18 protein-coding genes are annotated in these 21,998 nt (G+C 71.0%); 7 read left to right on the plus strand and 11 right to left on the minus strand.

Annotation, left to right across the window (positions count from 1 at the left end; genetic code table 11):
• Window positions 1-19: 19 nt before the first annotated feature.
• From FB381_RS22280 to FB381_RS22300, 5 genes are read right to left on the minus strand one after another with little or no spacing between them, the layout of a single operon-like run.
• A complete protein-coding gene (locus tag FB381_RS22280; protein ID WP_141782263.1) occupies window positions 20-886 on the minus strand; it encodes a fumarylacetoacetate hydrolase family protein in 867 nt (288 codons plus the stop codon).
• Window positions 883-2,109: a glycerate kinase gene (locus tag FB381_RS22285; protein ID WP_141782264.1), complete on the minus strand. Its 1,227-nt coding sequence runs from the start codon at window positions 2,107-2,109 to the stop codon at window positions 883-885. Before FB381_RS22285 ends, FB381_RS22280 begins: the two co-directional genes overlap by 4 nt.
• Window positions 2,110-2,119: 10 nt before the next feature.
• A complete protein-coding gene (gene gcl / locus FB381_RS22290; RefSeq protein ID WP_141782265.1) occupies window positions 2,120-3,895 on the minus strand; it encodes a glyoxylate carboligase in 1,776 nt (591 codons plus the stop codon).
• 1 nt (window position 3,896) lies between these two features.
• Complete coding sequence (locus FB381_RS22295; RefSeq protein ID WP_141782266.1) at window positions 3,897-4,790, minus strand: 2-hydroxy-3-oxopropionate reductase; 894 nt, start codon at window positions 4,788-4,790, stop codon at window positions 3,897-3,899.
• A gap of 33 nt (window positions 4,791-4,823) precedes the next feature.
• Window positions 4,824-5,645 carry a hydroxypyruvate isomerase family protein gene (locus FB381_RS22300; RefSeq protein WP_141782267.1) on the minus strand — a complete coding sequence of 274 codons (822 nt, stop codon included), beginning with the start codon at window positions 5,643-5,645 and terminating at the stop codon, window positions 4,824-4,826.
• A 199-nt stretch (window positions 5,646-5,844) separates the two neighbouring features.
• Here FB381_RS22300 and FB381_RS22305 point away from each other — a divergent pair, with 199 nt between their 5' ends.
• From FB381_RS22305 to FB381_RS22330, 6 genes are all read left to right on the plus strand, one after another.
• A complete protein-coding gene (locus tag FB381_RS22305) occupies window positions 5,845-7,371 on the plus strand; it encodes a PucR family transcriptional regulator (protein ID WP_170225272.1) in 1,527 nt (508 codons plus the stop codon).
• 260 nt (window positions 7,372-7,631) lie between these two features.
• On the plus strand, window positions 7,632-9,587 hold the full coding sequence (uraD, locus tag FB381_RS22310; RefSeq protein ID WP_141782269.1) for a 2-oxo-4-hydroxy-4-carboxy-5-ureidoimidazoline decarboxylase: 1,956 nt from the start codon (window positions 7,632-7,634) through the stop codon (window positions 9,585-9,587).
• A complete protein-coding gene (locus FB381_RS22315; RefSeq protein WP_141782270.1) occupies window positions 9,584-11,086 on the plus strand; it encodes a xanthine dehydrogenase small subunit in 1,503 nt (500 codons plus the stop codon). The genes uraD (FB381_RS22310) and FB381_RS22315 overlap by 4 nt, the downstream gene beginning before the upstream one ends.
• 118 nt (window positions 11,087-11,204) lie before the next feature.
• On the plus strand, window positions 11,205-13,592 hold the full coding sequence (gene xdhB / locus FB381_RS22320; protein WP_141782271.1) for a xanthine dehydrogenase molybdopterin binding subunit: 2,388 nt from the start codon (window positions 11,205-11,207) through the stop codon (window positions 13,590-13,592).
• Window positions 13,593-13,597: 5 nt separating this feature from the next.
• Window positions 13,598-14,458, plus strand: a complete 861-nt coding sequence (xdhC, locus tag FB381_RS22325; protein WP_141782272.1) for a xanthine dehydrogenase accessory protein XdhC — start codon at window positions 13,598-13,600, stop codon at window positions 14,456-14,458.
• Window positions 14,459-14,463: 5 nt separating this feature from the next.
• Window positions 14,464-15,765, plus strand: a complete 1,302-nt coding sequence (locus FB381_RS22330) for a guanine deaminase (RefSeq protein ID WP_141782273.1) — start codon at window positions 14,464-14,466, stop codon at window positions 15,763-15,765.
• Between the two features lie 164 nt (window positions 15,766-15,929).
• Here the strand turns inward: FB381_RS22330 and FB381_RS22335 are convergent, their stop codons facing one another.
• From FB381_RS22335 to FB381_RS22360, 6 genes are all read right to left on the minus strand, one after another.
• Window positions 15,930-17,345 carry a nucleobase:cation symporter-2 family protein gene (locus tag FB381_RS22335; protein WP_141782274.1) on the minus strand — a complete coding sequence of 472 codons (1,416 nt, stop codon included), beginning with the start codon at window positions 17,343-17,345 and terminating at the stop codon, window positions 15,930-15,932.
• Window positions 17,346-17,354: 9 nt separating this feature from the next.
• Window positions 17,355-18,284 carry a factor-independent urate hydroxylase gene (pucL, locus tag FB381_RS22340; RefSeq protein WP_141782275.1) on the minus strand — a complete coding sequence of 310 codons (930 nt, stop codon included), beginning with the start codon at window positions 18,282-18,284 and terminating at the stop codon, window positions 17,355-17,357.
• 1 nt (window position 18,285) lies between these two features.
• The gene (uraH, locus tag FB381_RS22345) at window positions 18,286-18,633 is read right to left on the minus strand and encodes a hydroxyisourate hydrolase (protein WP_141782276.1); all 348 of its coding nucleotides are present in this window, start codon (window positions 18,631-18,633) and stop codon (window positions 18,286-18,288) included.
• Entirely contained in the window at window positions 18,630-19,139 is a 510-nt protein-coding gene (gene uraD / locus FB381_RS22350; RefSeq protein ID WP_141782277.1) for a 2-oxo-4-hydroxy-4-carboxy-5-ureidoimidazoline decarboxylase, read from the minus strand. The genes uraH and uraD (FB381_RS22350) overlap by 4 nt, the downstream gene beginning before the upstream one ends.
• A gap of 127 nt (window positions 19,140-19,266) precedes the next feature.
• Window positions 19,267-19,734 carry a helix-turn-helix domain-containing protein gene (locus tag FB381_RS22355; RefSeq protein ID WP_141782278.1) on the minus strand — a complete coding sequence of 156 codons (468 nt, stop codon included), beginning with the start codon at window positions 19,732-19,734 and terminating at the stop codon, window positions 19,267-19,269.
• Window positions 19,735-19,779: 45 nt separating this feature from the next.
• Complete coding sequence (locus tag FB381_RS22360) at window positions 19,780-21,030, minus strand: DUF6986 family protein (protein WP_141782279.1); 1,251 nt, start codon at window positions 21,028-21,030, stop codon at window positions 19,780-19,782.
• 196 nt (window positions 21,031-21,226) lie between these two features.
• Here FB381_RS22360 and FB381_RS22365 point away from each other — a divergent pair, with 196 nt between their 5' ends.
• Window positions 21,227-21,994: an IclR family transcriptional regulator gene (locus tag FB381_RS22365; protein WP_141782280.1), complete on the plus strand. Its 768-nt coding sequence runs from the start codon at window positions 21,227-21,229 to the stop codon at window positions 21,992-21,994.
• Window positions 21,995-21,998: the final 4 nt, after the last annotated feature.

Genomic DNA, 21,998 nt, shown 5'->3' on the forward strand with positions numbered 1-21,998 from the left:
GACTGCGAGCTTGCTCGGGTCATGATGCGGCCCCGGCGTACGCATCGACGGGGGTGCGCTGGCGGCCGAGGCCGGCGACCGCGGCCTCCACGATGTCACCGTGGCTCAGGAACGGCTTCGGTTCGGGTCGGCCGGCCGCCACCCCGCCGGGTGTGCCGGTGAGCAGCAGGTCGCCCGGTTCGAGCGTCATCAGCGAGCTCACGTAGGCGAGCAGCTCACCGACACCACGGGCCATCCGCGCGGTCGTGCCGCGCTGGCGTCGCTCACCACCGACCCAGAGCTCGAGACCGAGCGACTGCGGGTCGACGACGTCGTCGGGGGTCACCAGCCAGGGGCCGATCGGCGTGAAGGTGTCGGCGCACTTGCCCTTGGCCCAGGTCGGGCCGGCGGCGATGCGTGAGCGCTCGCTGACGTCGTTGCCGACCAGGTAACCACCGACGGCCGACAGCGCCTCCTCGCGTGAGCCGCATCGCGTCAGCCGGCGCCCGACCACCACGCCGAGCTCGACCTCGTAGTCGGTCGTCGTCGAGCCCGGCGGCAGCTCGATGGTGTCGTACGGACCCACGATCGACGTCGATGGTTTGAGGAAGACGACCGGCTCGTCGGGGATGGTGAGGCCGGCCTCTTCGGCGTGGTCCTCGTAGTTGAGCCCGATCCCGACGATCTTTCCCGGCCGCGGCACGGGTGGCCCGGTGCGGGTGCCCGCGGGCACGGCCGGAAGGTCTCCCGAGGCGATCGCGTGCCGCATCTGGTCGAGCCGCTCCGGATCGCCGAGGAGCTCCCCGTCGATCGCCGCCACCGTCGCCGACAGGTCGCGCAGGACGTCGTGGTCGTCGAGAGCAGCGGGGCGCTCGTGCCCCGTCGGTCCCACACTCAGCAGTCTCATGTCACCGGCTCCTCGGATGCTGACCGAGGTGTCTCGGTCAGGTCGCGGTTCCCTCGTGGAGCTCCACGAGGGAGGTGGGTGTTCACCGAGCTACCTCGGTGAACATCGCTCAGCTGGTCGGCCACGATCCGTTCGCCGACCCGCTCGAGCAGAGCAGCACCGTCGCTCAGGCATCGGCGCAGGTCGGGTTCGATGTCCGCCAAGGCGTACGCAGCCTCGATCCCGGCCGCCCGCAGCCGGTCGTCGTCGAGGTGGTTGACCCCGCAGACCGCCACCACCGGCACGCCCGCGCGGGTGGCCACGGCGGAGACGCCGGCCGGCGCCTTTCCGCGCAGCGTCTGCTCGTCGAGGGCGCCCTCGCCGGTCACGACGAGCGCAGCGCCGTCCAGGGCTGCGTCGAAACCGACGAGCTCGAGCACGAGGTCGATCCCCGAGCGAAGCTCGGCGCCCAGCAGCGCGAGTGCGGCGAACCCGACGCCGCCCGCAGCCCCGGCGCCGGGGCTGTCTCGAAGGTCGCGGCCGGTCGAGGCGGCGACGACGTCTGCCCAGTGACCGAGCGCGGCGTCGAGGCGTCTCACCTGGTCGGCGTCGGCGCCTTTCTGCGGGCCGTAGACCGCGGCCGCGCCGTGGGGTCCGGTCAGCGGGTTGTCGACGTCGCAGGCGACGGTGATCTCGACCCCGTCGATCCGTCGGCGCAGGTCACCCAGGTCGAGGCTGGCCACCTCTGCCAGGCCGGCGCCGCCGTCGGCGACCGGACCATCGACGGCGGTGGACAGCCGGGCCCCGAGACCGCGGACCAGGCCGGCCCCGCCGTCGGTGCTGGCGCTGCCCCCGATGCCGAGCACGATCCGGCGGCAGCCGGCGTCGATCGCGGCGGCCATGACCTGTCCGGCACCGATGCTGGAGGCACCCATCGGATCCGGCGGCCCCGGCAACCGGGCAAGCCCGGCCGCGTCGGCCAGCTCGACGACGGCGACATCGCCGTGGCGGGCGTACGCACTCAGGACCAGGTCTCCGGTCGGCCCGGTCACCGTGACCGGAACGACGACATACCCGGCGGACTCCGCCGCGGCCAGGGTGCCGTCACCGCCGTCGGCGACCGGGATCGCGTCGACGACCACATCGGTGCGCCCACGGCGCATCCCGGTGCCCACCGCTGCCGCGACCTCGGCAGCGGTGAGCGACCCCTTGAACTTGTCGGAGGCGATCAGCACGCGGACCATCGCTCGCCGATCAGCTCATCGGCACGAGTGCGGTCGGGGCGTGCTCAGCACGCTCGGCCAGCTCCTCGAACTCCACGACACCGTCGATCTCGACACCCATCGACACGTTGGTGACCCGCTCGAGGATGACCTCGACGAGCACCGGCACGCGGTATTCGGCCATCAGCGCCTTGGCCTTCTCGAAGGCATCGCCGAGATCGGCCGGGTCGGTGACGCGTACGGACTTGCAGCCCAGCCCCTCGGCGACCTTCAGGTGATCGACGCCGTAGCCGTCGACCTCGGGGCTGTTGACGTTGTCGAAGGCGAGCTGCACGAAGTAATCCATCTCGAAGCCGCGCTGCGCCTGGCGGATGAGGCCGAGGTAGGAGTTGTTCACGACCACGTGGATGTAGGGGATGTTGAACTGGGCGCCGACGGCCAGCTCCTCGATCAGGAACTGGAAGTCGTAGTCGCCCGAGAGCGCGACGACCTGCCCGTCGGGCACGGCGGTCGCGACCCCCAGCGCGGCCGGGAGGGTCCAGCCGAGCGGACCCGCCTGACCTGCGTTGATCCAGTGCCGCGGCTTGTAGACGTGCAGCATCTGCGCCGCCTGGATCTGGGAGAGACCGATCGTGGTGACGTAGCGCGTGTCGGCCCCGAAGGCACGGTTCATCTCCTCGTAGACCCGCTGCGGCTTGATCGGGATGTCGTCGAAGTGCGTCTTGCGCTGCAGCGTGCGCTTGCGCTCGGCGCACTCCTGCGCCCAGGCCGTGCGGTCGACCAGCGTGCCGGCGGCGGACCGTTCGCGGGCGACCTCGACGAGCACCTCGAGCGCCGCGCGGGCGTCGGAGACGATCGAGTAGTCGGGGGCGAAGACCCGGCCGATCTGGGTCGGCTCGATGTCGATGTGCACGAACGTACGTCCGGCGGTGTAGGTCTCGATCGAGCCGGTGTGACGGTTGGCCCACCGGTTGCCGATGCCGAGCACGAAGTCGCTGGCGAGCATCGTCGCGTTGCCGTAGCGGTGGGCGGTCTGGAGGCCGGCCATGCCCGCGTTGAGCAGGTGGTCGTCGGGGAGCGCGCCCCAGCCCATCAGCGTCGGGACGACCGGCACACCGGTGACCTCGGCGAGCTCGACCAGCAGGTCGGCGGCGTCGGCGTTGATCACGCCACCGCCGGCGACGATCAGCGGACGCTCCGCCTCGAGCATCATCGTCAGGGCCTTCTCCGCCTGCGCCCGGCTGGCCGCCGGCTTCGCGACCGGCAGCGGTTCGTACGTCTCGATGTCGAAGTCGATCTCGGCGAGCTGTACGTCGAGCGGGAGGTCGACCAGGACCGGGCCGGGACGTCCCTCGCGCATCAGCCGGAAGGCCTTCTGGAAGGTGCCCGGCACCTGGGCGGCCTCCATCACGGTGACCGCCATCTTGGTGAGCGGACCGGCGATCGAGGCGATGTCGACGGCCTGGAAGTCTTCCTTGTGGAGCTTCGCGACCGGGGCCTGGCCGGTGATGCACAGGATCGGGATCGAGTCGGCGGAGGCCGAGTAGAGGCCGGTGATCATGTCGGTGCCGGCCGGGCCGGAGGTGCCGATGCAGACGCCGATGTTGCCGGGCGCGGCGCGGGTGTAGCCCTCGGCCATGTGGGAGGCGGCCTCGACGTGGCGGGCCAGCACATGGTCGAGACCACCGTGCTGGCGCATCGCGCTGTAGAACGGGTTGATCGCGGCGCCGGGGAGGCCGAACAGCTGGGTCGCGCCCTCCTTCTCCAGGATCAGGACGGCGGCGTCGACCGCGCGCATGCGTGCCATGTCAGTTCTCCTTCTCGGTGGTCGAGCCGCTGAGGCGCTCGACGCCCCGGAGCAGCCCGGAGTGGTCCAGGCCGCCGTCGCCGTTGGCACGGGCGCTCGCCATCAGCTGGGCGACCAGCGAGCCGAGCGGGACGACGACGCCGGCCTCACGGGCGGCGGAGGTGACGATCCCCATGTCCTTGTGGTGCAGGTCGATCCGGAAGCCGGGCTGGAAGGAGCGGGTCAGCATGTTCTCCTTCTTCTGGTTGAGCACGCTCGAGCCCGCGAGCCCGCCGCCGAGCACCTCGAGGGCGGCCTTCGTGTCTACGCCGTACGCCTCGAGGAAGACGACCGCCTCCGAGAGCGCCTGGATGTTGGCGGCGACGATGAGCTGGTTGGCCGCCTTGACCGTCTGGCCGGCGCCGCTCGGGCCGACGTGGACGACGGTCTTGCCGACGGCGTCGAAGAGGGGCTTGGCGGTGGCGAAGTCGTCTCCGGAGCCGCCGACCATGATGGAGAGCGCGGCGTTCTTCGCGCCGGCCTCGCCACCGGAGACCGGGGCGTCGAGGATGCGGAAGCCACGCTCGGTGGCCTGCTCGGCGAGCCCCGCGCTCACGTCGGGCCGGATGCTGGAGAAGTCGATGATCAGCGCACCGGCGGGGGCGGACTCGAAGACGCCGCCCTCGGCGGTGAGGACCTCCTCGACGTGGGGCGAGTCCGGGACCATGACGCAGACGACGTCGGCGTCACGGCAGGCGTCGGCGGTCGTTGTGGCGGCGCGGCCGCCGGCCTCGACGAGCGGCTTCGCCCGGTCGAGCGAGTGGTCGTAGCCGGCGACGGTGTGGCCGGCGGCGGCCAGGTGGACGGCCATCGGGTTGCCCATGATGCCGAGGCCGATGAAGGCGATGTTGGTCATGATGATCTCTCCTACGGAGTGGTCAGGCGTTGGTCAGCGGGTGGCGGTGGCGGCGCCGCGGCGCTCGCGCGGGAGCCAGTCGAAGCTGGCGGCGGAGGTCGTGGCGGGCTTGTACTCCAGCCCGACCCAGCCGGAGTAGCCGGCCGCCTCGAGGGCGGCGAGCTGCCGACCGAGCGGGAGATCGCCGGTGCCGGGCTCGTTGCGGCCCGGGGCGTCGGCGATCTGCACGTGGGTGGTGCGTGCGGCGTACGCAGCGATGACCGCGTCGACGTCGTCGCCGTTCACGGCGAGGTGGTAGAGGTCGGCGAGCAGGCCGATGTTGGCCTCGCTGGCCCGGTCGATCACGGCCACGGCGTCGGCGGCGGTGAGCAACGGGTAACGCTCGGCGCCGCTGACCGGCTCGACCAGCACGGTGCCGCCGATGCGGGCCGCGGCACGGGCGGCCAGCGCGAGGTTCTCGGCGCCGAGCTCGTCCTGCTCCTCGGCGGAGACACCGTCGACGCGGTTGCCGTAGAGCGCGTTGAACGCGGTGCAGCCGAGGCGCTCACCGATGCCGATCGTGGCCTCGATGTTGTCGCGGAACTCGCTCGACCGGGCCGGCCACGAGACCAGGCCCCGGTCGCCGCCGGGCATGTCTCCGGCGAAGAAGTTGAGGCCGACCAGGCTCACGCCGGCGTCCTGAACGGCGGCGACGAAGGCGTCCGTCTCCTTGTCGGAGGGCACCGCCCCGGCGAAGGGCCACCAGAACTCCACCGCGTCGAAGCCTGCGGCCTTGACCGCCGCGGGGCGCTCGAGCAGCGGGAGCTCTGTGAACAGGATCGAGCAGTTCACCTCGTAGCGGAGCTGGTGAGACATCTCGCGTCCTTCCGTATTGCGGAATTTGATTTCTACTATTCGAAATATAAGGATGACCCGCGAGTCGCGTCAACCTCGATCGGGTCTCCGGTCGAAAACTGAGGAAGAACCGACAACGGCCTCCCCCGCGCGGGCGCAGGCGTTGTACGTTCCTCCAAGACGCGGCGTACGGACGAGCAACCGTGGAGGCACCGTGCTGTTGGCAGAGCTGTTGGAGACGGCCAGCCTGGGGCTGCGGCTGCTGCACGCGCCCGAGGGGGCGTTGGACCGCCCCGTGGGGCGATCCGTCACGATCGACCTGCTGGAGCCGGGGCGCTATCTGACCGGTGGCGAGCTCGTGCTCACCGGCCTGGTCTGGCGCCGTGACCCGGCCGACAGCGAGACCTTCGTGTCCTCGATCGCGGCGGGTGGTGCGACCTGCCTGCTGGCGGGCGCGGCCCTCCTCGGCGCGGTGCCCGACGACCTCGTCGCGGCCTGTCGTCACCATCGGGTCGCCCTGGTCGAGGTGCCCGGAGATGTCGCGTTCGCCGACGTGAGCGAGCATGTCGCGGCCGCGGGAGCCGCCGGCGAGAGCGCCCGGATGTCAGCCAGCCTGGCCCGTCAGCGTCAGCTCCTCTCCGCCATCGCCTCGGGTCGCAGCCTCGACGAGATCGCCGCGCGGGTGGCCTCCGAGATCGGCCACGCCTGCCGGGTGATCACCGCCAACGGCCGACATGTCGTGCCCGGTCCCGGAGAGCTCGACGCCGAGACCGTCGACACCCTCACCCACCGCTTCCTGACCGCCGACATGCTGCCCGCGGTCTCCGAGGCCGACGGCCGCGGCTACTCGCTCTTCCCGGTCGGGTCGGGGCTCGCCGATCGACTCACCGGATGGACCGTCGCGGTCGAGGGCGACCACACCGGCTGGCCCCGTGAAGACCTCGACATGGTCCACGAGTTCGGCGCGATCACCGCCCTCGACCGTTCGCGCCGCGACGAGGGCCAACGCGTGCGGCGCCCCCTGGCGGCCGAGACCCTCGCCCACCTCGAGGCCGGTGCGTCGCCCGCCGAGATCGCGACCGGGCTACGCCAGTCCGGGCTCGACCCCGACCGACCGCTCGTGCTCGCCGTCGCCGAGCTCGGCCCGGGCGGCCCGCCCGATGCCGCTGCCGCGGTGCTCGAGGATGTCGCCCTCGGCCTGGGTCCCTCCGTGGTCGCCAACGCCCGCGACGGCCGCGCGGTCGCCTTCCTCCCCTCCCTCCCCGACCTCACCGACCAGCTGCGCCGCTCGCTCTCCCGGCTGTCCCCCGCGCTGGTCCGCGGCTCGCTGTCGGTGGGCCTGAGCGGCGAGAGCGGCCTCGGCGCACTCGCCGGCGCACTGGAGGAGGCGCGGTTCGCCCACCGGGTCGCGCGCTCCGGCGGCGGCGCGGTGACGCTCTCCAGCTCCGAGGAGGTCACCTCCCACGTGCTGCTGCTCGCCACCGTGCCCGACGACATCCGCCGCACCTATGCCCAGCGAGTGCTCGGCCCCGTGATCGATCACGACCAGCGCACCGGCAGCGACCTGGTCTCCACCCTCGACCAGTTCCTCAGCAGCGCGGGCTCATGGACGCGTACGGCCGAGACGCTCCATCTCCACGTCAACAGCGTGCGCTACCGGATCTCCCGCGTCGAGGAGCTGACCGGGCGCGACCTGACCACGATGGAGGACCGGGTCGACGTCTTCCTCGCGCTCCGCTCGCTCTAGCTCGCTTCGACTCCCGCAACTCGCTGTAACACGTCGTTCGTAGGACTACTCGCCCTATTGGAACGACCGGATAGTCCTACGAACAGCGTGTTACAGCCGACCTCGACGCCCGACATTTGGCGGATCACACAAACGACTCGATTCACCTCGTCGGCATCTTCGGATGATCAGCGGATGCCCTGCGGGCCACGAACGAGGAAAGGTGTGGTGTACGTCACGCTCACCAACCGCGAAAGCGCCCCCGAGAAAGGTGTGAGGCGATGAACGCCAGAGCAGCCCTGAGGTCGATCAGACCGCAGAAGAAGAGCGCCAGCCACGCCGTCCATCCCGTCGACGAGGTCCTTCCGGCGGGCAAGCTCGCCGTCTACGGCCTGCAGCACGTGCTCGCGTTCTACGCCGGTGCGGTGATCGTGCCGATCCTGCTCGCCAACGCGATCGGGCTGAGCCAGGCCGAGCTGATCCACCTGATCAACGCTGACCTGTTCACCTGCGGCATCGCCTCGATCATCCAGTCGGTCGGCTTCTGGAAGGTCGGCGTACGTCTGCCGCTGCTCCAGGGCGTCACCTTCACCGCCGTCTCGCCGATGATCGCGATCGGGATGGCTGCCGGCGGCGGCACCGACGGTCTGCTCGTCATCTACGGAGCGGTCATCGTGGCCGGGCTGGCGACCTTCTTCATCGCGCCCTTCTTCAGCAAGCTGATCCGGTTCTTCCCGCCGGTCGTGACCGGCTCGGTGATCACCATCATCGGCATCGCCCTGCTGCCGGTGGCCGCCGCCGACGCGACCGGCGGCTCCGGCCCGACCTCCGACCCCACCAGCGGCCGCAACCTCGCCTACGCCCTCGGCACGCTGGCCCTGATCGTGGTCATCCAGCGCATGTTCAAGGGCTTCATGGCCACCGTCGCCGTGCTCGTCGGCCTCGTCGTCGGCACCCTGGTCGCCTGGGCGCTCGGCGACGCCCACTTCGACGCGGTCGCCAGCTCCAGCTGGGTCGGCGTCACCACCCCGTTCCACTTCGGCTGGCCACAGTTCTCCGCCGCCGCGATCGTCTCGATGGTGGTCGTCATGATGATCACCGCGGTCGAGACCACCGGCGACGTCTTCGCCACCGGCGAGATCGTCGAGAAGCGCGTCGGCCGCACCGACATCGCCCGGGCCCTGCGCGCCGACGGCCTGGCCACCACGCTCGGCGGCGTCTTCAACTCCTTCCCCTACACCTGCTTCGCCGAGAACGTCGGCCTGGTGCGACTGACCCGGGTCAAGAGCCGCTGGGTCGTCGCGGCCGCCGGCGTGTTCATGCTGCTGATCGGGCTGCTCCCGAAGGTCGGCGCGATCGTCGCCGGCATACCTCACCCGGTCCTCGGCGGCGCCGCCCTGGCGATGTTCGCGACGGTCGCCGTCGTCGGCTTCCAGACGCTCACCAAGGTCGACTTCCACGACCACCGCAACGTGGTGATCGTGGCGACGAGCGTCGGCCTGGCGATGTACGTCACCGCGCAGCCCGAGGTCTCCCAGGCCGTGCCGGGATGGGCCGAGATCATCTTCGGCAGCGGTATCACCCTCGGCAGCCTCACCGCGATCGTGCTCAACATCGTCTTCCACCACGTCGGCCCCGACTGGGGACCGGTCGTCGCCGGCCAGCCGGGCGACGGCGTACGCCTCGACCAGGTCAACGAGATGGACCGCGCCGAGTTCGTGGAGACCTTCGACGGTCTCTTCCAGGGGCCGAGGTGGATGGTGGAGCGGGCCTGGTCGCAGCGTCCGTTCGACGACACCCACGCGCTGCGTCGTGCCTTCCAGGACGCGCTCTTCGGCGGCTCCGTCGAGGAGCAGCGCGAGCTGATCGAGGCCTACCCCGAGCTCGGATCGCGCCTGGTCTCCGAGGGCAACCTCGGCGAGGAGTCGCTGCGCGACCAGTCCTTCCGCGGCCTGACTCACCTGACCGAGCCCGACCAGGAGGCGCTCAACGAGCTCACCGACGCCTATCACGAACGGTTCGACTTCCCCCTCGTCATCTCCGTGCGCGACGTCGACTCGCTCGACCGGATCCTCGCCGAGGGTCGCGACCGGCTCGGCAACTGCGCACGGCAGGAGCACGCCGCCGCGCTGATCGAGATCGCCAAGATCGCCGGCCACCGCTTCGACGACTTCCTGCACGACGCCAACCCGATCCACAGCGCCCGCACCCGCAAGCCGATCCGGAGTCAACGATGAGCACACCCAGCACCACCGAGGCCCCGACCATCCCTTGTGTCACAGTCAACGGCGAGCAGGCTCCCCTGACCGACGCGTCCGCCCACACCACCGCGCTCGACTGGCTGCGCGGACGCGGCCTGACCGGCGCGAAGGAAGGCTGCGCGGAAGGCGAGTGCGGCGCCTGCTCGATCCTCGTGGCCCGGCCCGGCGTCGACGCCGAGACCGAGTGGACCGCCGTCAACGCCTGCCTGATCCCGGTCGCAGCACTCGACGGCCAGGAGGTCGTCACCGGTGAGGGGCTCGGCTCCAGCGGCGACCTCCATCCGGTGCAGCGCGAGCTGGCCGTACGCGGCGGGTCGCAGTGCGGCTACTGCACGCCCGGCTTCGTCTGCAGCCTGGCCGCGGAGTTCTATCGCCCGGGACGTACGGCTGACGTGGCTGATGCGGCTGATGCGGCTGATGCGGAGGCCAAGCGGTGCGACCACGAGCACGGCCCCAACGGCGTCGACCTGCACGCGCTGAGCGGCAACCTGTGCCGCTGCACCGGCTATCGCCCGATCCGCGACGCGGCCTACGCGCTGGGCGCTCCCGCCGACGACGACGCCCTCGCGGCCCGTCGACAGGCGCCGCCGCCGCAGCCGCGCGCGACCCGGCTGGCCGTCGACGGCGCCGAGTACGTCCGCCCGGCCACTCTCCCCGAGGCCCTCACGCTGCTGAGCGAGCGCCCCGAGGCACAGGTGGTCGCCGGCTCGACCGACTGGGGCGTGGAGGTCAACATCCGCGGCCGCCGCGCACCGCTCGTCGTGGCGGTCGACCGGCTGCCCGAGCTCCGCTCGCTCACGATCGGCGACGACGTGATCGAGATCGGCGCCGCCCTGACCCTGACCGAGATCGAGCGCAGGCTCGCCGGCCGGGTGCCGCTCCTGGCCGAGCTGTTCCCACAGTTCGCCTCCCGCCTGATCCGCAACGGCGCGACCCTCGGGGGCAACATCGGCACCGGCTCGCCGATCGGCGACGCCCCGCCGGCCCTGCTGGCGCTCGACGCCGACGTCGTGCTCGCCTCACCGCGCGGCGAGCGGGTCGTACCGCTGGCCGACTACTTCACCGGCTACCGGCAGACGGTCCGGGCCGCCGACGAGCTGATCCGCGGCGTACGGATCCCGGTGCCGTTGGCTCCGATCGTCGGCTTCCACAAGATCGCCAAGCGCCGCTTCGACGACATCTCCAGCGTGGCCGTCGCGTTCGCGCTCGAGGTCGCCGACGGCCACGTGGTCCGCGCCCGGATCGGCCTGGGCGGGGTAGCCGCCACCCCGCTGCGTGCCGTCGCCACCGAGCAGGAGCTCCTCGGACGGCCCTGGACCGAGGAGACCGTACGCAGCGCCGCCGCCGTCCTCGCCGGCGAAGGCACCCCGATGGACGACCACCGGGCCAGCGCGGCGTACCGGACCGCGATGCTCGGCCAGTCGCTGCTGCGGCTGTTCCACACGCATCCGGAGACCCAGGTGGTGCCGGCATGAGCGACCCGCGGAATGGTCACCGAGGTGGCTCGGTGAGCGCCCACTGCCTTCGTGGAGGTCCACGAAGGAACTGCACCCGGACCGAGTCACCTCGGTCAGCATCCGAGGAGGCCCCGGCATGAGCGCACTGTCCCAACGCCCCGACAACCCGACCGTCGGGATCCCGCTCCCCCACGAGAGCGCCGCGCTGCACGTCACCGGTGAGGCGCTCTACACCGACGACCTGATCGGTCGGCTCCAGGACGTGCTCCACGCCTGGCCTGTCCAGGCGCCGCACACGCATGCTCGGGTCACCTCGCTGCGCACCGAGGCGGCCGTCGCGATCCCCGGGGTCGTCCGGGTGCTCACCGCCGACGACGTTCCCGGGGTCAACGACGCCGGCGTCAAGCACGACGAGCCTCTCTTCCCGACCGAGGTGATGTTCCACGGACACGCGGTGTGCTGGGTGCTCGGCGAGACGCTCGAGGCCGCCCGGCTGGGCGCCGCCGCGGTCGAGGTCGACTACGAGCCGCTGCCCTCCCTCATCACCGTGCAGGAGGCGATCGCGGCGCAGAGCTTCCAGGGCACCCCGCGCAACCTCGCCCGCGGCGACGTCTCCGCTGCCCTGGCAGATGCCGCGCACGTCTTCGAGGGCGAGTTCGAGTTCGCAGGTCAGGAGCACTTCTACCTCGAGACACATGCCTCGCTCGCTCTCGTCGACGAGGGCGGCCAGGTGCTGGTGCACAGCAGCACCCAGCACCCCTCCGAGACACAGGAGATCGTCGCCCACGTGCTCGGCGTGCCGAGCCACGAGGTCACCGTGCAGTGCCTGCGGATGGGCGGCGCGTTCGGCGGCAAGGAGATGCAGCCGCACGGCTACGCGGCCGTCGCCGCGCTCGGTGCCACCCTCACCGGGCGACCGGTGCGGCTGCGCCTCAACCGCACCCAGGACATCACCATGTCGGGCAAGCGCCACGGCTTCCACAGCACCTGGCGGGTCGGGTTCGACGACGAGGGCCACATCCTCGGCCTCGACGCCACCCTCACCGCCGACGGCGGCTGGAGCCTCGACCTCTCCGAGCCGGTGCTCGCCCGCGCGCTGTGCCACATCGACAACGCCTACTGGGTGCCCAACATCCGCGTCGACGGCCGGATCGCGCGTACGAACAAGACCTCGCAGACCGCCTTCCGAGGCTTCGGCGGACCCCAGGGCATGCTCGTCATGGAAGATCTCCTCGGCCGGTGCGCGCACGTGCTCGGCATCGACCCGGTCGAGCTACGGCGCCGCAACCTCTACCAGCAGGATCAGACCACGCCCTACGGTCAGCCCGTACGCCAGGCCGACCGCCTCGCCGCATGCTGGGACCAGATCGCCGACTCGGGCGAGGTGGCCCGCCGCCGTGCCGAGATCGCCGACTTCAACGCCCGCCACCCCCACACCAAGCGAGCGCTGGCGATGACGCCGGTGAAGTTCGGGATCTCGTTCAACCTCACGGCCTTCAACCAAGCCGGCGCCCTCGTCCACGTCTACAAGGACGGCTCGGTGCTGATCAACCACGGCGGCACCGAGATGGGCCAGGGTCTGCACACCAAGATGCTCCAGGTGGCGGCGACCGCGCTCGGCCTCCCGCTCTCCCGCGTACGCCTCGCACCCACGCGCACCGACAAGGTGCCCAACACCTCGGCGACCGCGGCCAGCTCCGGCGCCGACCTCAACGGAGCCGCGATCAAGAACGCCTGCGAGCAGATCCGCGAGCGGCTCGCGCAGGTCGCAGGCGGCCGGCTCGGGATCAGCCCGAGCGACGTACGTTTCGCGGACGGCGTCGTCCGCGGCCTCTCGCCGGCATCCGGCGAGGTCGGGTGGAACGAGCTGGTCAACGCCGCCTATGACCAGCGGGTGCAGCTGTGGGCGGCCGGCTTCTACCGCACCGAGGGGCTGCACTGGGACGCCGGCGCCATGCAGGGCGAGCCGTTCAAGTATTTCGCCAACGGCGTGGCCGCCTCCGAGGTCGAGGTCGACGGCTTCACCGGCGCCTACACGCTGCGACGCGTCGACATCGTCCAAGACGTCGGCGACAGCCTGAGCCCGCTGATCGACATCGGCCAGATCGAGGGCGGTTTCGTGCAGGGCGCCGGCTGGCTGACCCTGGAAGACCTGCGCTGGGACACCTCCGACGGGCCCCATCGGGGACGGCTCGCGACCCAGGCGGCGAGCACCTACAAGCTGCCGAGCTTCTCCGAGATGCCCGGCGACTTCCGGGTGAGGCTGCTCGAGAAGGCCCACGAGGAGGGCGTCGTCTACGGCTCGAAGGCCGTCGGCGAGCCGCCGCTGATGCTCGCCTTCTCCGTGCGCGAGGCGCTGCGCGAGGCGGCTGCCGCGTTCGGCCCGGGCGGCATCAGCGTCGAGCTGGCCTCCCCGGCGACGCCCGAGGCCGTCTACTGGGCGCTCGAGAAGGCGCGTACGCCCCAGGTGCCCGACGCCCCGGCCGAGCCGCACGCCGTCGCGGCCATGGCGAGCGGGAGGTGACGACCGTGGAGTGGTTGAAGGCCGTCCAGCGGCTGCGTGAGCAGCGGATCCCCGGCGTACTCGTGACCCTGACGTCCGTGCGCGGCCACTCGCCGCGTGAGGCCGGCGCGAAAATGGTGGTGTCCGCCGAGCACACCTGGGCTACCGTCGGCGGCGGCAATCTCGAGGCGGTCGCGATCGAGCGCGCTCGCGCCATGCTGACCGACCATCCCGACCGGCTCGAGGAGGAGGCGGTGCCCGAGATGATGCAGCTGTCGCTCTCCGACAAGGCGCCCTACCAGCACGGGGTCCAGTGCTGCGGTGGCGAGGTCGAGCTGCTGCTCGAGCCGCTGCCGGTCGTGCCGTCGGTGGCCATCTTCGGGATGGGCCACGTCGGGCTCGAGCTGGCCCGCATCCTGGCCCGCCACGACCTCGAGCTGCACCTCGTCGACTCCCGCGCCGCCCAGCTCTCCGCTGAGCACCTGCACGGCCTGGACGACGCCGTCGCCGGCATCCACGTGCACCAGGTGCCGGTGCTGCCCGAGCTCGTCATCAGCGAGCTCCCCCAGGGCACCCATGTGCTGGTGATGACCCACGACCACGCCGAGGACGCCGCACTCTGCGATGCCGCGCTGCGTACGTTCACGGCCGACGCCTCCCACCTGGCATCGATCGGGCTGATCGGCTCCAGCGCCAAGTGGAGCCGGTTCCGCGCCAAGCTCGCCGACGAGGGCCACACGCCCGAGGCGATCGCCCGCATCACCACACCCATCGGGCTCCCCGACCTCGGGGGCAAGGAGCCCGCCACCATCGCGGTCAGCGTTGCGGCTCGGTTGCTGCAGCTCTTCGCCGGCGATCCCGCACAGACCGAACAACCATCAAGGTGACCACCATGACGCTCTTCCGAGGAACCTTCCTCGACACCCCCGACGACACCTTCGCAGGTGGCCTGCTCCGCACGGAGCAGGACGGGGCCCTGCTGGTGAGCGACGGCGTGATCCGCGCCCGCGGCACCTACACCGACCTCCGCCGCCAGCACCCCGACGACGAGGTCGTCGACCTCACCGGCGGGTTCGTGCTGCCCGGGTTCGTCGACACCCACGTGCACTTTCCGCAGGTGCGCGTCATCGGCGGTCTCGGCATGCCGCTGCTCGACTGGCTCGAGCAGTGCGCTCTCCCCGAGGAGGCGCGCCTGGCCGATCCGGCCTACGCCCGGGGCGTCGCCACCGACTTCGTCAGCGGGCTGGTCGGCGCCGGCACCACCACGGCACTCGTCTTCGGCAGCCACTTCGCCCCAGCCGTCGACACGGTGTTCGCCGAGGCCGCCCGCGTCGGGCTGCGGATCACCAGCGGCCTGGTGGTCAGCGACCGGCTGATCCGTGACGACCTGTTCACCGATCCCGACCGGGCGCGCGAGGAGTCGCTGGCTCTTGCGGCCCGATGGCACGGGGTCGGTCGCGCCCGCTACGCCGTCTCCCCGCGGTTCTCGCTGTCGTGCACCGAGCCGCTGCTCGCGGCCTGCGGCGACGTGCTCACCTCCGTGCCCGGCGCGATGCTGACCTCCCACGTCAACGAGAACACCCGCGAGGTCGAGACCGTCGAAGAGCTCTGCGGCTGCGACTACGTCACCTCCTACGACCGGCACGGCCTGGTCGGCTCCGGCACGGTGCTGGCCCACAACGTGCACGCCACCGACACCGAGCTCGGCCTCCTCGCCGAGCGCGGGGCCGCCGTCGCGCACTGCCCCTCCAGCAACGCCGCTCTCGGCAGCGGGCTCTTCCCGCTCGCCCGCCACCGAGCCCACGGCGTACGCGTCGCGATGGGCTCCGACGTCGGCGCCGGCACCGGGTTCTCCCTGCTCAAGGAGGGCCTGGGAGCGTACGTCGCCCAGCAGCTCCTCGGCGACCAGGGCTACCCGCTGGTGCCCGCTCACCTTCTGCAGCTGGCCACCGCCGCCGGCGCCGAGGCCCTCGGCATGTCCGAGGAGGTGGGCGACTTCTCTGTCGGCCGCCGCTTCGACGCCCAGTGGATCAAGCCGGCCCCCGGCACCCCTCTCGACGTCGGTCTCGCCCACGCCGACGACGCCGACGACGCCCTGGCGAAGATGTTCGCCCTCGGCACCCCCTCCGACGTACGCAGCGTGTGGATCGAGGGCGAGCTCGTCACCGCCCCCGACCCCCACCTGGTCGCCTGACCCTCACCCCGATCGCCGAGCCGGCTCGTCCTGACGCAATCTCACGTCGAGTCGGCTCATCCTGACATGAAATCGCGTCGAGTCGGCTCGTTAGAACGAGCCGACTCGACGCGTCTCTCGGTCACAACGAGCCGACTCGGCGTCCGCACAGCACTCTCAGCCGGTCAAGACCGCTCGATGTCGTCGTCGAGCCGGTCGCCGAAGCCTGCGCGACGGTCCTGGGAGGCGGCGAAGACGGAGGCGCCGGCGCGGTTGCCGAGAGTAATCTCGTTGAACAGCAGGTTGAGCACGACGGCGACCAGGGCCGTGGCGCTGATACCGCTGTGCATGATGACGCCGAGCCACTGCGGGAACGCGTCCCAGAAGGTCGGCGCGGCGATGGGCAGGATGCCGACGGCGATGGCCACGGAGACGATCACCATGTTGAGGTTGTCCTCGTAGTCGACCCGGGAGAGCGTACGGATCCCGGACGCCGCGACGGAGCCGAACAGCACGATCCCGGCGCCACCGAGCACGGGGTACGGGATCGAGGCGACGACCGCGCCGACCACCGGCAGCAGCCCGAGGAGCAGCAGCACGAGGCCACCGGTCGCCACGACGTAGCGGCTCCGGATGCCGGTCAGGGCGACCAGGCCGACGTTCTGCGCGAACGCGCTGCAGGGGAACGTCCCGAACAACGGCGCAACCGTCGTCGCGGCCATGTCGGCACGGAGACCGCGAGCGACACGTCGAGCGTCGACGTCGGTCTCCACGATCTCGCCGATCGCCAGGATGTCGGCGGTCGTCTCGGTCATGATCACCAGCATCACGATGGTCATCGAGACGATCGCGCCGATCTCGAAGGTCGGGCTGCCGAAGTGCAGGAGCGGCGGCAGCGCGACCGGGTCGGCCTTGCCGACCGACGAGAAGTCGGCCTCACCTGCGATGACGGCGATCACCGTGCCGACGACCAGCCCGATGAGGATCGAGAGCCGCGAGATCGCGCCCTGGAACACCCGGCTGATCACCAAGATGATGAGCAGCGTCAGCCCGGCGTACGCGATGTTGGTCATCGAGCCGTAGTCGGCCGCCTCCGCGTCGTTGCCCATCGCCCACTGGAACGCCACCGGCATCAGCGAGAGGCCGATGACCGTGATGATGGTGCCGGTGACGACGGCGGGGAACAGCCGCACCAGCTGGGCGAAGAACGACGACAGCAACAGCCCGATCACGCCGGCGACGATGATCGCGCCGAAGACCGGGCGCAGCCCGTCGTCGCTGGCGATGGTGACCATCGTCGACACGCTGGCGAACGAGATGCCCTGCACGATCGGCAGCCGGCTGCCGAAGGGGCCGACGCCGAGCGTCTGCAGGAGGGTGGCGAGGCCCGAGACGAAGAGCCCTGCGGTCACCAGCAGCGCGAGGTCTGTGCCGGACAGACCCGCCGCACCCCCGACAATGAGCGGCGGCGCGATCACGCCGCCGTACATCGTCAGGATGTGCTGCGTGCCGTAGGCGAGGAGCTGGCCCGGCGGATGCCGTTGGTCCTCAGGCCTGCTCGTCGCGGAAGTTTCATTACGTTGCCGTCTGCGACCGAGCATGGCCGGGCCTCAGCAGAAACCGGGGATCGCGTGCCAGGCGTTGCCTGCGGCTGTGGCTCCGTCGCGTACGACCGAGGCCTCGATCAGACCGTAGGGCCGGTCGGCGGCGTGGAAGACCTCGCCGGGGTTGTCGAGCCCGAAGGGCGAGAGGTCGGAGAGGAAGTGGTGCTTGTTGGGCGCGGAGAACTTGATCTCGGCGACGTCGTCGTGCTCCTCCATCACCGAGGTGCCCATCCCGTTGAGCGTCTGCTGCAGCGCGAGGCTGTGGATCTCCGCGAACCGCTGCAGCAGCAGGGCACGGATGGAGTCGTAGGACTTGTCCCAGTCGACCTCGCCCTTCGAGATCGGCAGCGCGTCATAGCGCCAGCGGGCGACGAGCGAGGTCGCCAGGATCCGGTCGGTGGTCTCCTGCAGCGTCGTGTACTCGTCCTTGAGGAAGCCGTGGAACTCCGAGCCGGTCGACTTGAGCACGACCAGGTCCTTGATGCCGGAGACCACCTGGGTGACCCGGTCGGCGCCGCGGCCGTCGACGTTCACCACCGTGGTGCGTACGCCGCCGCCCGAGCGGACGAAGGAGTGGTCGTGACCGCCGCCGTCGACTTCGATCCGCTCCCAGGCGTACTCGTCGACCTCGATCCGCGCGCCGTCGGCGGCCGGGCAGGCCTCGAGATAGCGGTCGGCCAGAACGAGCGCGAACTCCTCGATCGAGGCGACCCCGACCTTCTTCGCGTAGGCGAAGACGGTGTTCTTCTGGGTGTCGGTCGGCAGCACGTCCTGCTGGTCGCCGCTGATGTGGGCGTCGTCGAAGCGGCCCCGCAGCGACGTGGAGACGTTGAGGTCACGGATCTGGTGGCGAGCCGTGTCACGGACGATGCGTACGACGCGGTTCTCGGCCTTGCCGTACTGGTTGGGTCCGAGATGGATGGAGGCGTTGGACATGTCAGCTCCCTCGATAGGTGGAGTAGGCGAACGGGCTCAGCAGAAGCGGCACGTGGTGGTGTCGCCCGTCGGTGACCGTGAAGGTGACGGAGACCTCCGGGTAGAAGCACTCCTGACCGGTCGCCGCGAAGTAGGCGGCGGTGTCGAACCGGAGCTGATAGGTGCCGGCCGGGACCTGGTCGGGCCCCAGCTCGGACACGCGGCCGTCGTCGTCGGTGAAGGCGTCGACGGTGAGCGGGTGGTCGGGATCGATCCGGGTGAGCCGCACCGCGACGCCTGCGGCCGGACGGCCGAGCGCGGTGTCGAGCACATGGGTGGTGATGGCGCTGGTGCTGTTCGATCCGCTCATGCGGAGACCTCCTCGGTCGTCAGGACCTGCTCGAGACGCAGCAGCGCGATGCGCCGCAGCTCGTCGGCGACCACGGCCGCCTCGTCGTCGGGCGTGTTGCCGAGCCGTTGGTGCAACGCGGCGAGCACCTGGTCGGCGGCGAGCCCGGAGGCGCAGATCAGGAAGACCCGGCCGAAGCGCTCTTCGTAGGCCCGGTTGCCCTCGGCGAGCGCCTGCGCGGTGGTCTGGTCGGTGCCGACCGCCGCCTGCTCCCGCCGCGACCAGGCGGCCTCGGCGTGCTCGCCCTCGGCCCGTTCTCCGATCCGGGGGTGGGCGGCCAGGGCGCGCTCGACGTCGGCCGCCGTGAACCGGCGGGCGGCCGCATCGGCGACGCGTAGGACACCGGCGTCGTCTGCGTACGGCCGACCGGCCAGGACGGCATCGACCCAGCTCGGCACGTCGCAGCAGGCCCGCAACGCGGGCCGCAGCGCATCCTCCGGTGAGGTGTTGAAGGTATCGAGATCCATGAACCATCTCTCTCGCTATGCGGAAACTGACTTCCGCTCAGCAACAACGATGGCATGTGTCGCGCATCACAGTCAACAGTTTGTTGAAGTGCGAGGCGAGAAGGCCCTTCAAGCCCGAGAGAGTGACCTAGCCGCGCTCGCGGTTCAGGTAGTTGTAGACGGTGAAGCGAGTGACCCCGAGCGCCTCGGCGACGATCTCGGCGCTCTTGCGGAACTCGAAGGCACCGCGCTCCTCCAGGAGCCGCACGGCGCGCTGCTTTCCCGGGCGGTCCAAGGTTTTCAAGTCAGCACCGAGCCCCTCGGCGACCTCGGCGAGGAGCGCTTCCAACCCGTTCGCCGTACGTCGCGGCGCGGCGTGACCCTCGAGCCTGACCTGGAAGGTGATCTGGTCGGCGCCATGATCGAGCCCGGCTGCCGCCACCGAGGACAGCGCGCCCAGGACAGCCTCACGCTCGCCGCGGATCGAGGTGCCCAGCGGCCCGAAGTCGCACTCCAGACCGGCCTCCCGCGCAGCCTGGAGCGCCGCCGTCGCATGCTCAGGGGGCTCGCCCTCGCCACGGAACGGTTCGGTGGTGAACTCAGCCTCGACGCGCATGTCGGCAGGCTACCCACTGGCACCCGCCGAGGGCGGCCCTCGGCCTCAGTCGATTCGTCGGCGCGCGAGCCGGGCCAGCTCGGCCCCGCCGACCCCGGCCAGGCTCTCGACCTCGGTGGCAGCGACCGCCCCGCACTCCACCCCGCGCAGCACGAACGCGGCGAGCGCGGCAGCAGTGGCGGGCTCGTCGAGATAGCCGGAGTCGCCGCCATGGACGTAGGCCCGCAACCGAGCGCCGGCCGTCTCGAGCCCGTCCCGGAAGAACGCATAGGTGGCGACGTAGCGACTGGGGAGCTGGGCGGGGTGCAGATCCCAGCCCTGGTAGATCCCGCGCGCCAGCGACCGGGTCACCAGGCGCGAGTGGAGGCGCCAGGCGGAGCGTACGGCCTCGGGGTCTCCGACCGGGAGCACGTTGGTCGAGCCGTCGGAGACGAAGACGCCGGTGCCCGCCGCGGCCACCTGCATCACGTCCTTGGCGTGGTCGGCGACCGGGTGCTCCATGCTCTGGTACGCCGCCGCGATCCCGAGCGAGGCGGAGTAGTCGTAGGTGCCGTAGTGAAGGCCGGTGACCCGGCCCGCACCGGCGGCGATCATCCGCGCGATCAACGCGGTGCCGTCCGCGCCGAGGATCGCCTGCGGCGTCTCGACCTGGATCTCGAACTCCAGAGGCGCAGCGACGCCGTGGGCGGTCTCGAGGGCGTCCAGCGCGGTGACCATCGCGGCGACCTGCTCGACCGAGGTCACCTTCGGGAGCGTGATCACGAAGCCGTCCCCCAGCCCTCCCGCGCGTGCGAGCTCACCGAGGAACAGGTCCAGCGTACGCAGCCCGCGGTGGCGCGTCGGAGCCTCGAACGACTTGATCCGGATGCCGTGAAAGGGCGGCGCCGTGCCGTCACGCACGGTGGCGGCGAGCGCGGCCGCGGCGGCCACCACTGCGGCGTCCTCGTCCGCGTCCGGCCGGTCCCCGTAGCCGTCCTCGAAGTCGATCCGCAGGTCCTCGACGGGCTCCGCGGCCAGCTTCGCCTGCACCCGGTCGCCGAGCCCTTCGGCCAGGTCAGGGGCCAGACCGAACACCTCGGCGATCTCTGCCACCGAGCCCGCGTTCCGGGCGAGCGCCGCCTCGGCCTCGGCGGACCAGTCGGCAACGGTCTGCTCGTCATAGCGGTCACCCGGCACGTAGACGGTGTGCACCGGCTGACGGACGCCGCGATCACCCGGATAGCTCGCGGCCAGCGCGGCATCCGCATCGGCGAGCGCTCCATCGATCCGGCCGGCAAGCTCCTCGAGACGGTTCATCGCGCGACCTCACTGGGGGGTTGACTGTTCACGAGTGCCATCCTCTCGAGGCGACTTCTTCCTCATTATGGATATCTCTTTCCGCATTGCGGATGCTATGTCGTCACGCCCCGAGGCGCAATGGGCAGGATTTCCTCTACGCGACGTTAGACTTCCGTCATCCGGAAGTCAGTACCCAGTAGATCGCGGAGCACAGGTGAACGAGAACGAGAAGTCCCCGAAGGCACGCGGTGGCGCGGTGCAGTCGATCGAGAGGGCCTTCGCGCTGCTGGAGACGATGGCCGACGCCGGCGGCACCATGGGCCTCTCCCAGCTCGCCGCCGCATCCGGCCTCCCGCTCCCGACGATCCACCGGCTCGTGCGCACGCTCGTCGACCTGGGCTACGTACGCCAGGAGGCCAACCGGCAGTACGTCCTCGGCCCCAAGCTGATCCGGCTCGGCGAGAGCTCCTCCCGCATGCTCAGCACCTGGGCCCGCCCCCACCTCACCCGCCTCGTCGACGAGATCGGCGAGTCGGCCAACCTGGCGATGCTCGACGGCGACCAGATCGTCTACGTCGCCCACACCGAGTCGCGCCAGTCGATGCGCATGTTCACCGAGGTCGGCCGGCGCGTGTCCCCGCACTGCACCGCCGTCGGCAAGGCGATCCTCGCCGACATGGACCCCGCCCAGGTGCGCGACATCCTCCGGCGCACCGACATGGTGCCTTACACCCCCACCACGATCACGTCCCGCGACGACTACCTCGGCCAGCTCGAGCAGGTGCGCGAGCGCCGCTACGCCACCGACGAGGGTGAGCAGGAGGAAGGCGTACGCTGCGTCGCCGTCGCCGTCGCCAACTACGCCCCTCGCCTGGCGATGTCGATCAGCGGCCCCACAGGACGGATGAGCGACGAGCTCATCGAGCGCGCCGTGCCGCTGCTCACCGAAGCCGGCAAGCAGCTCGCCGCTGACCTCGCCTGAGGCG

The sequence above is a fragment of the Nocardioides albertanoniae genome, assembly GCF_006716315.1.
Lineage (GTDB): Bacteria > Actinomycetota > Actinomycetes > Propionibacteriales > Nocardioidaceae > Nocardioides > Nocardioides albertanoniae.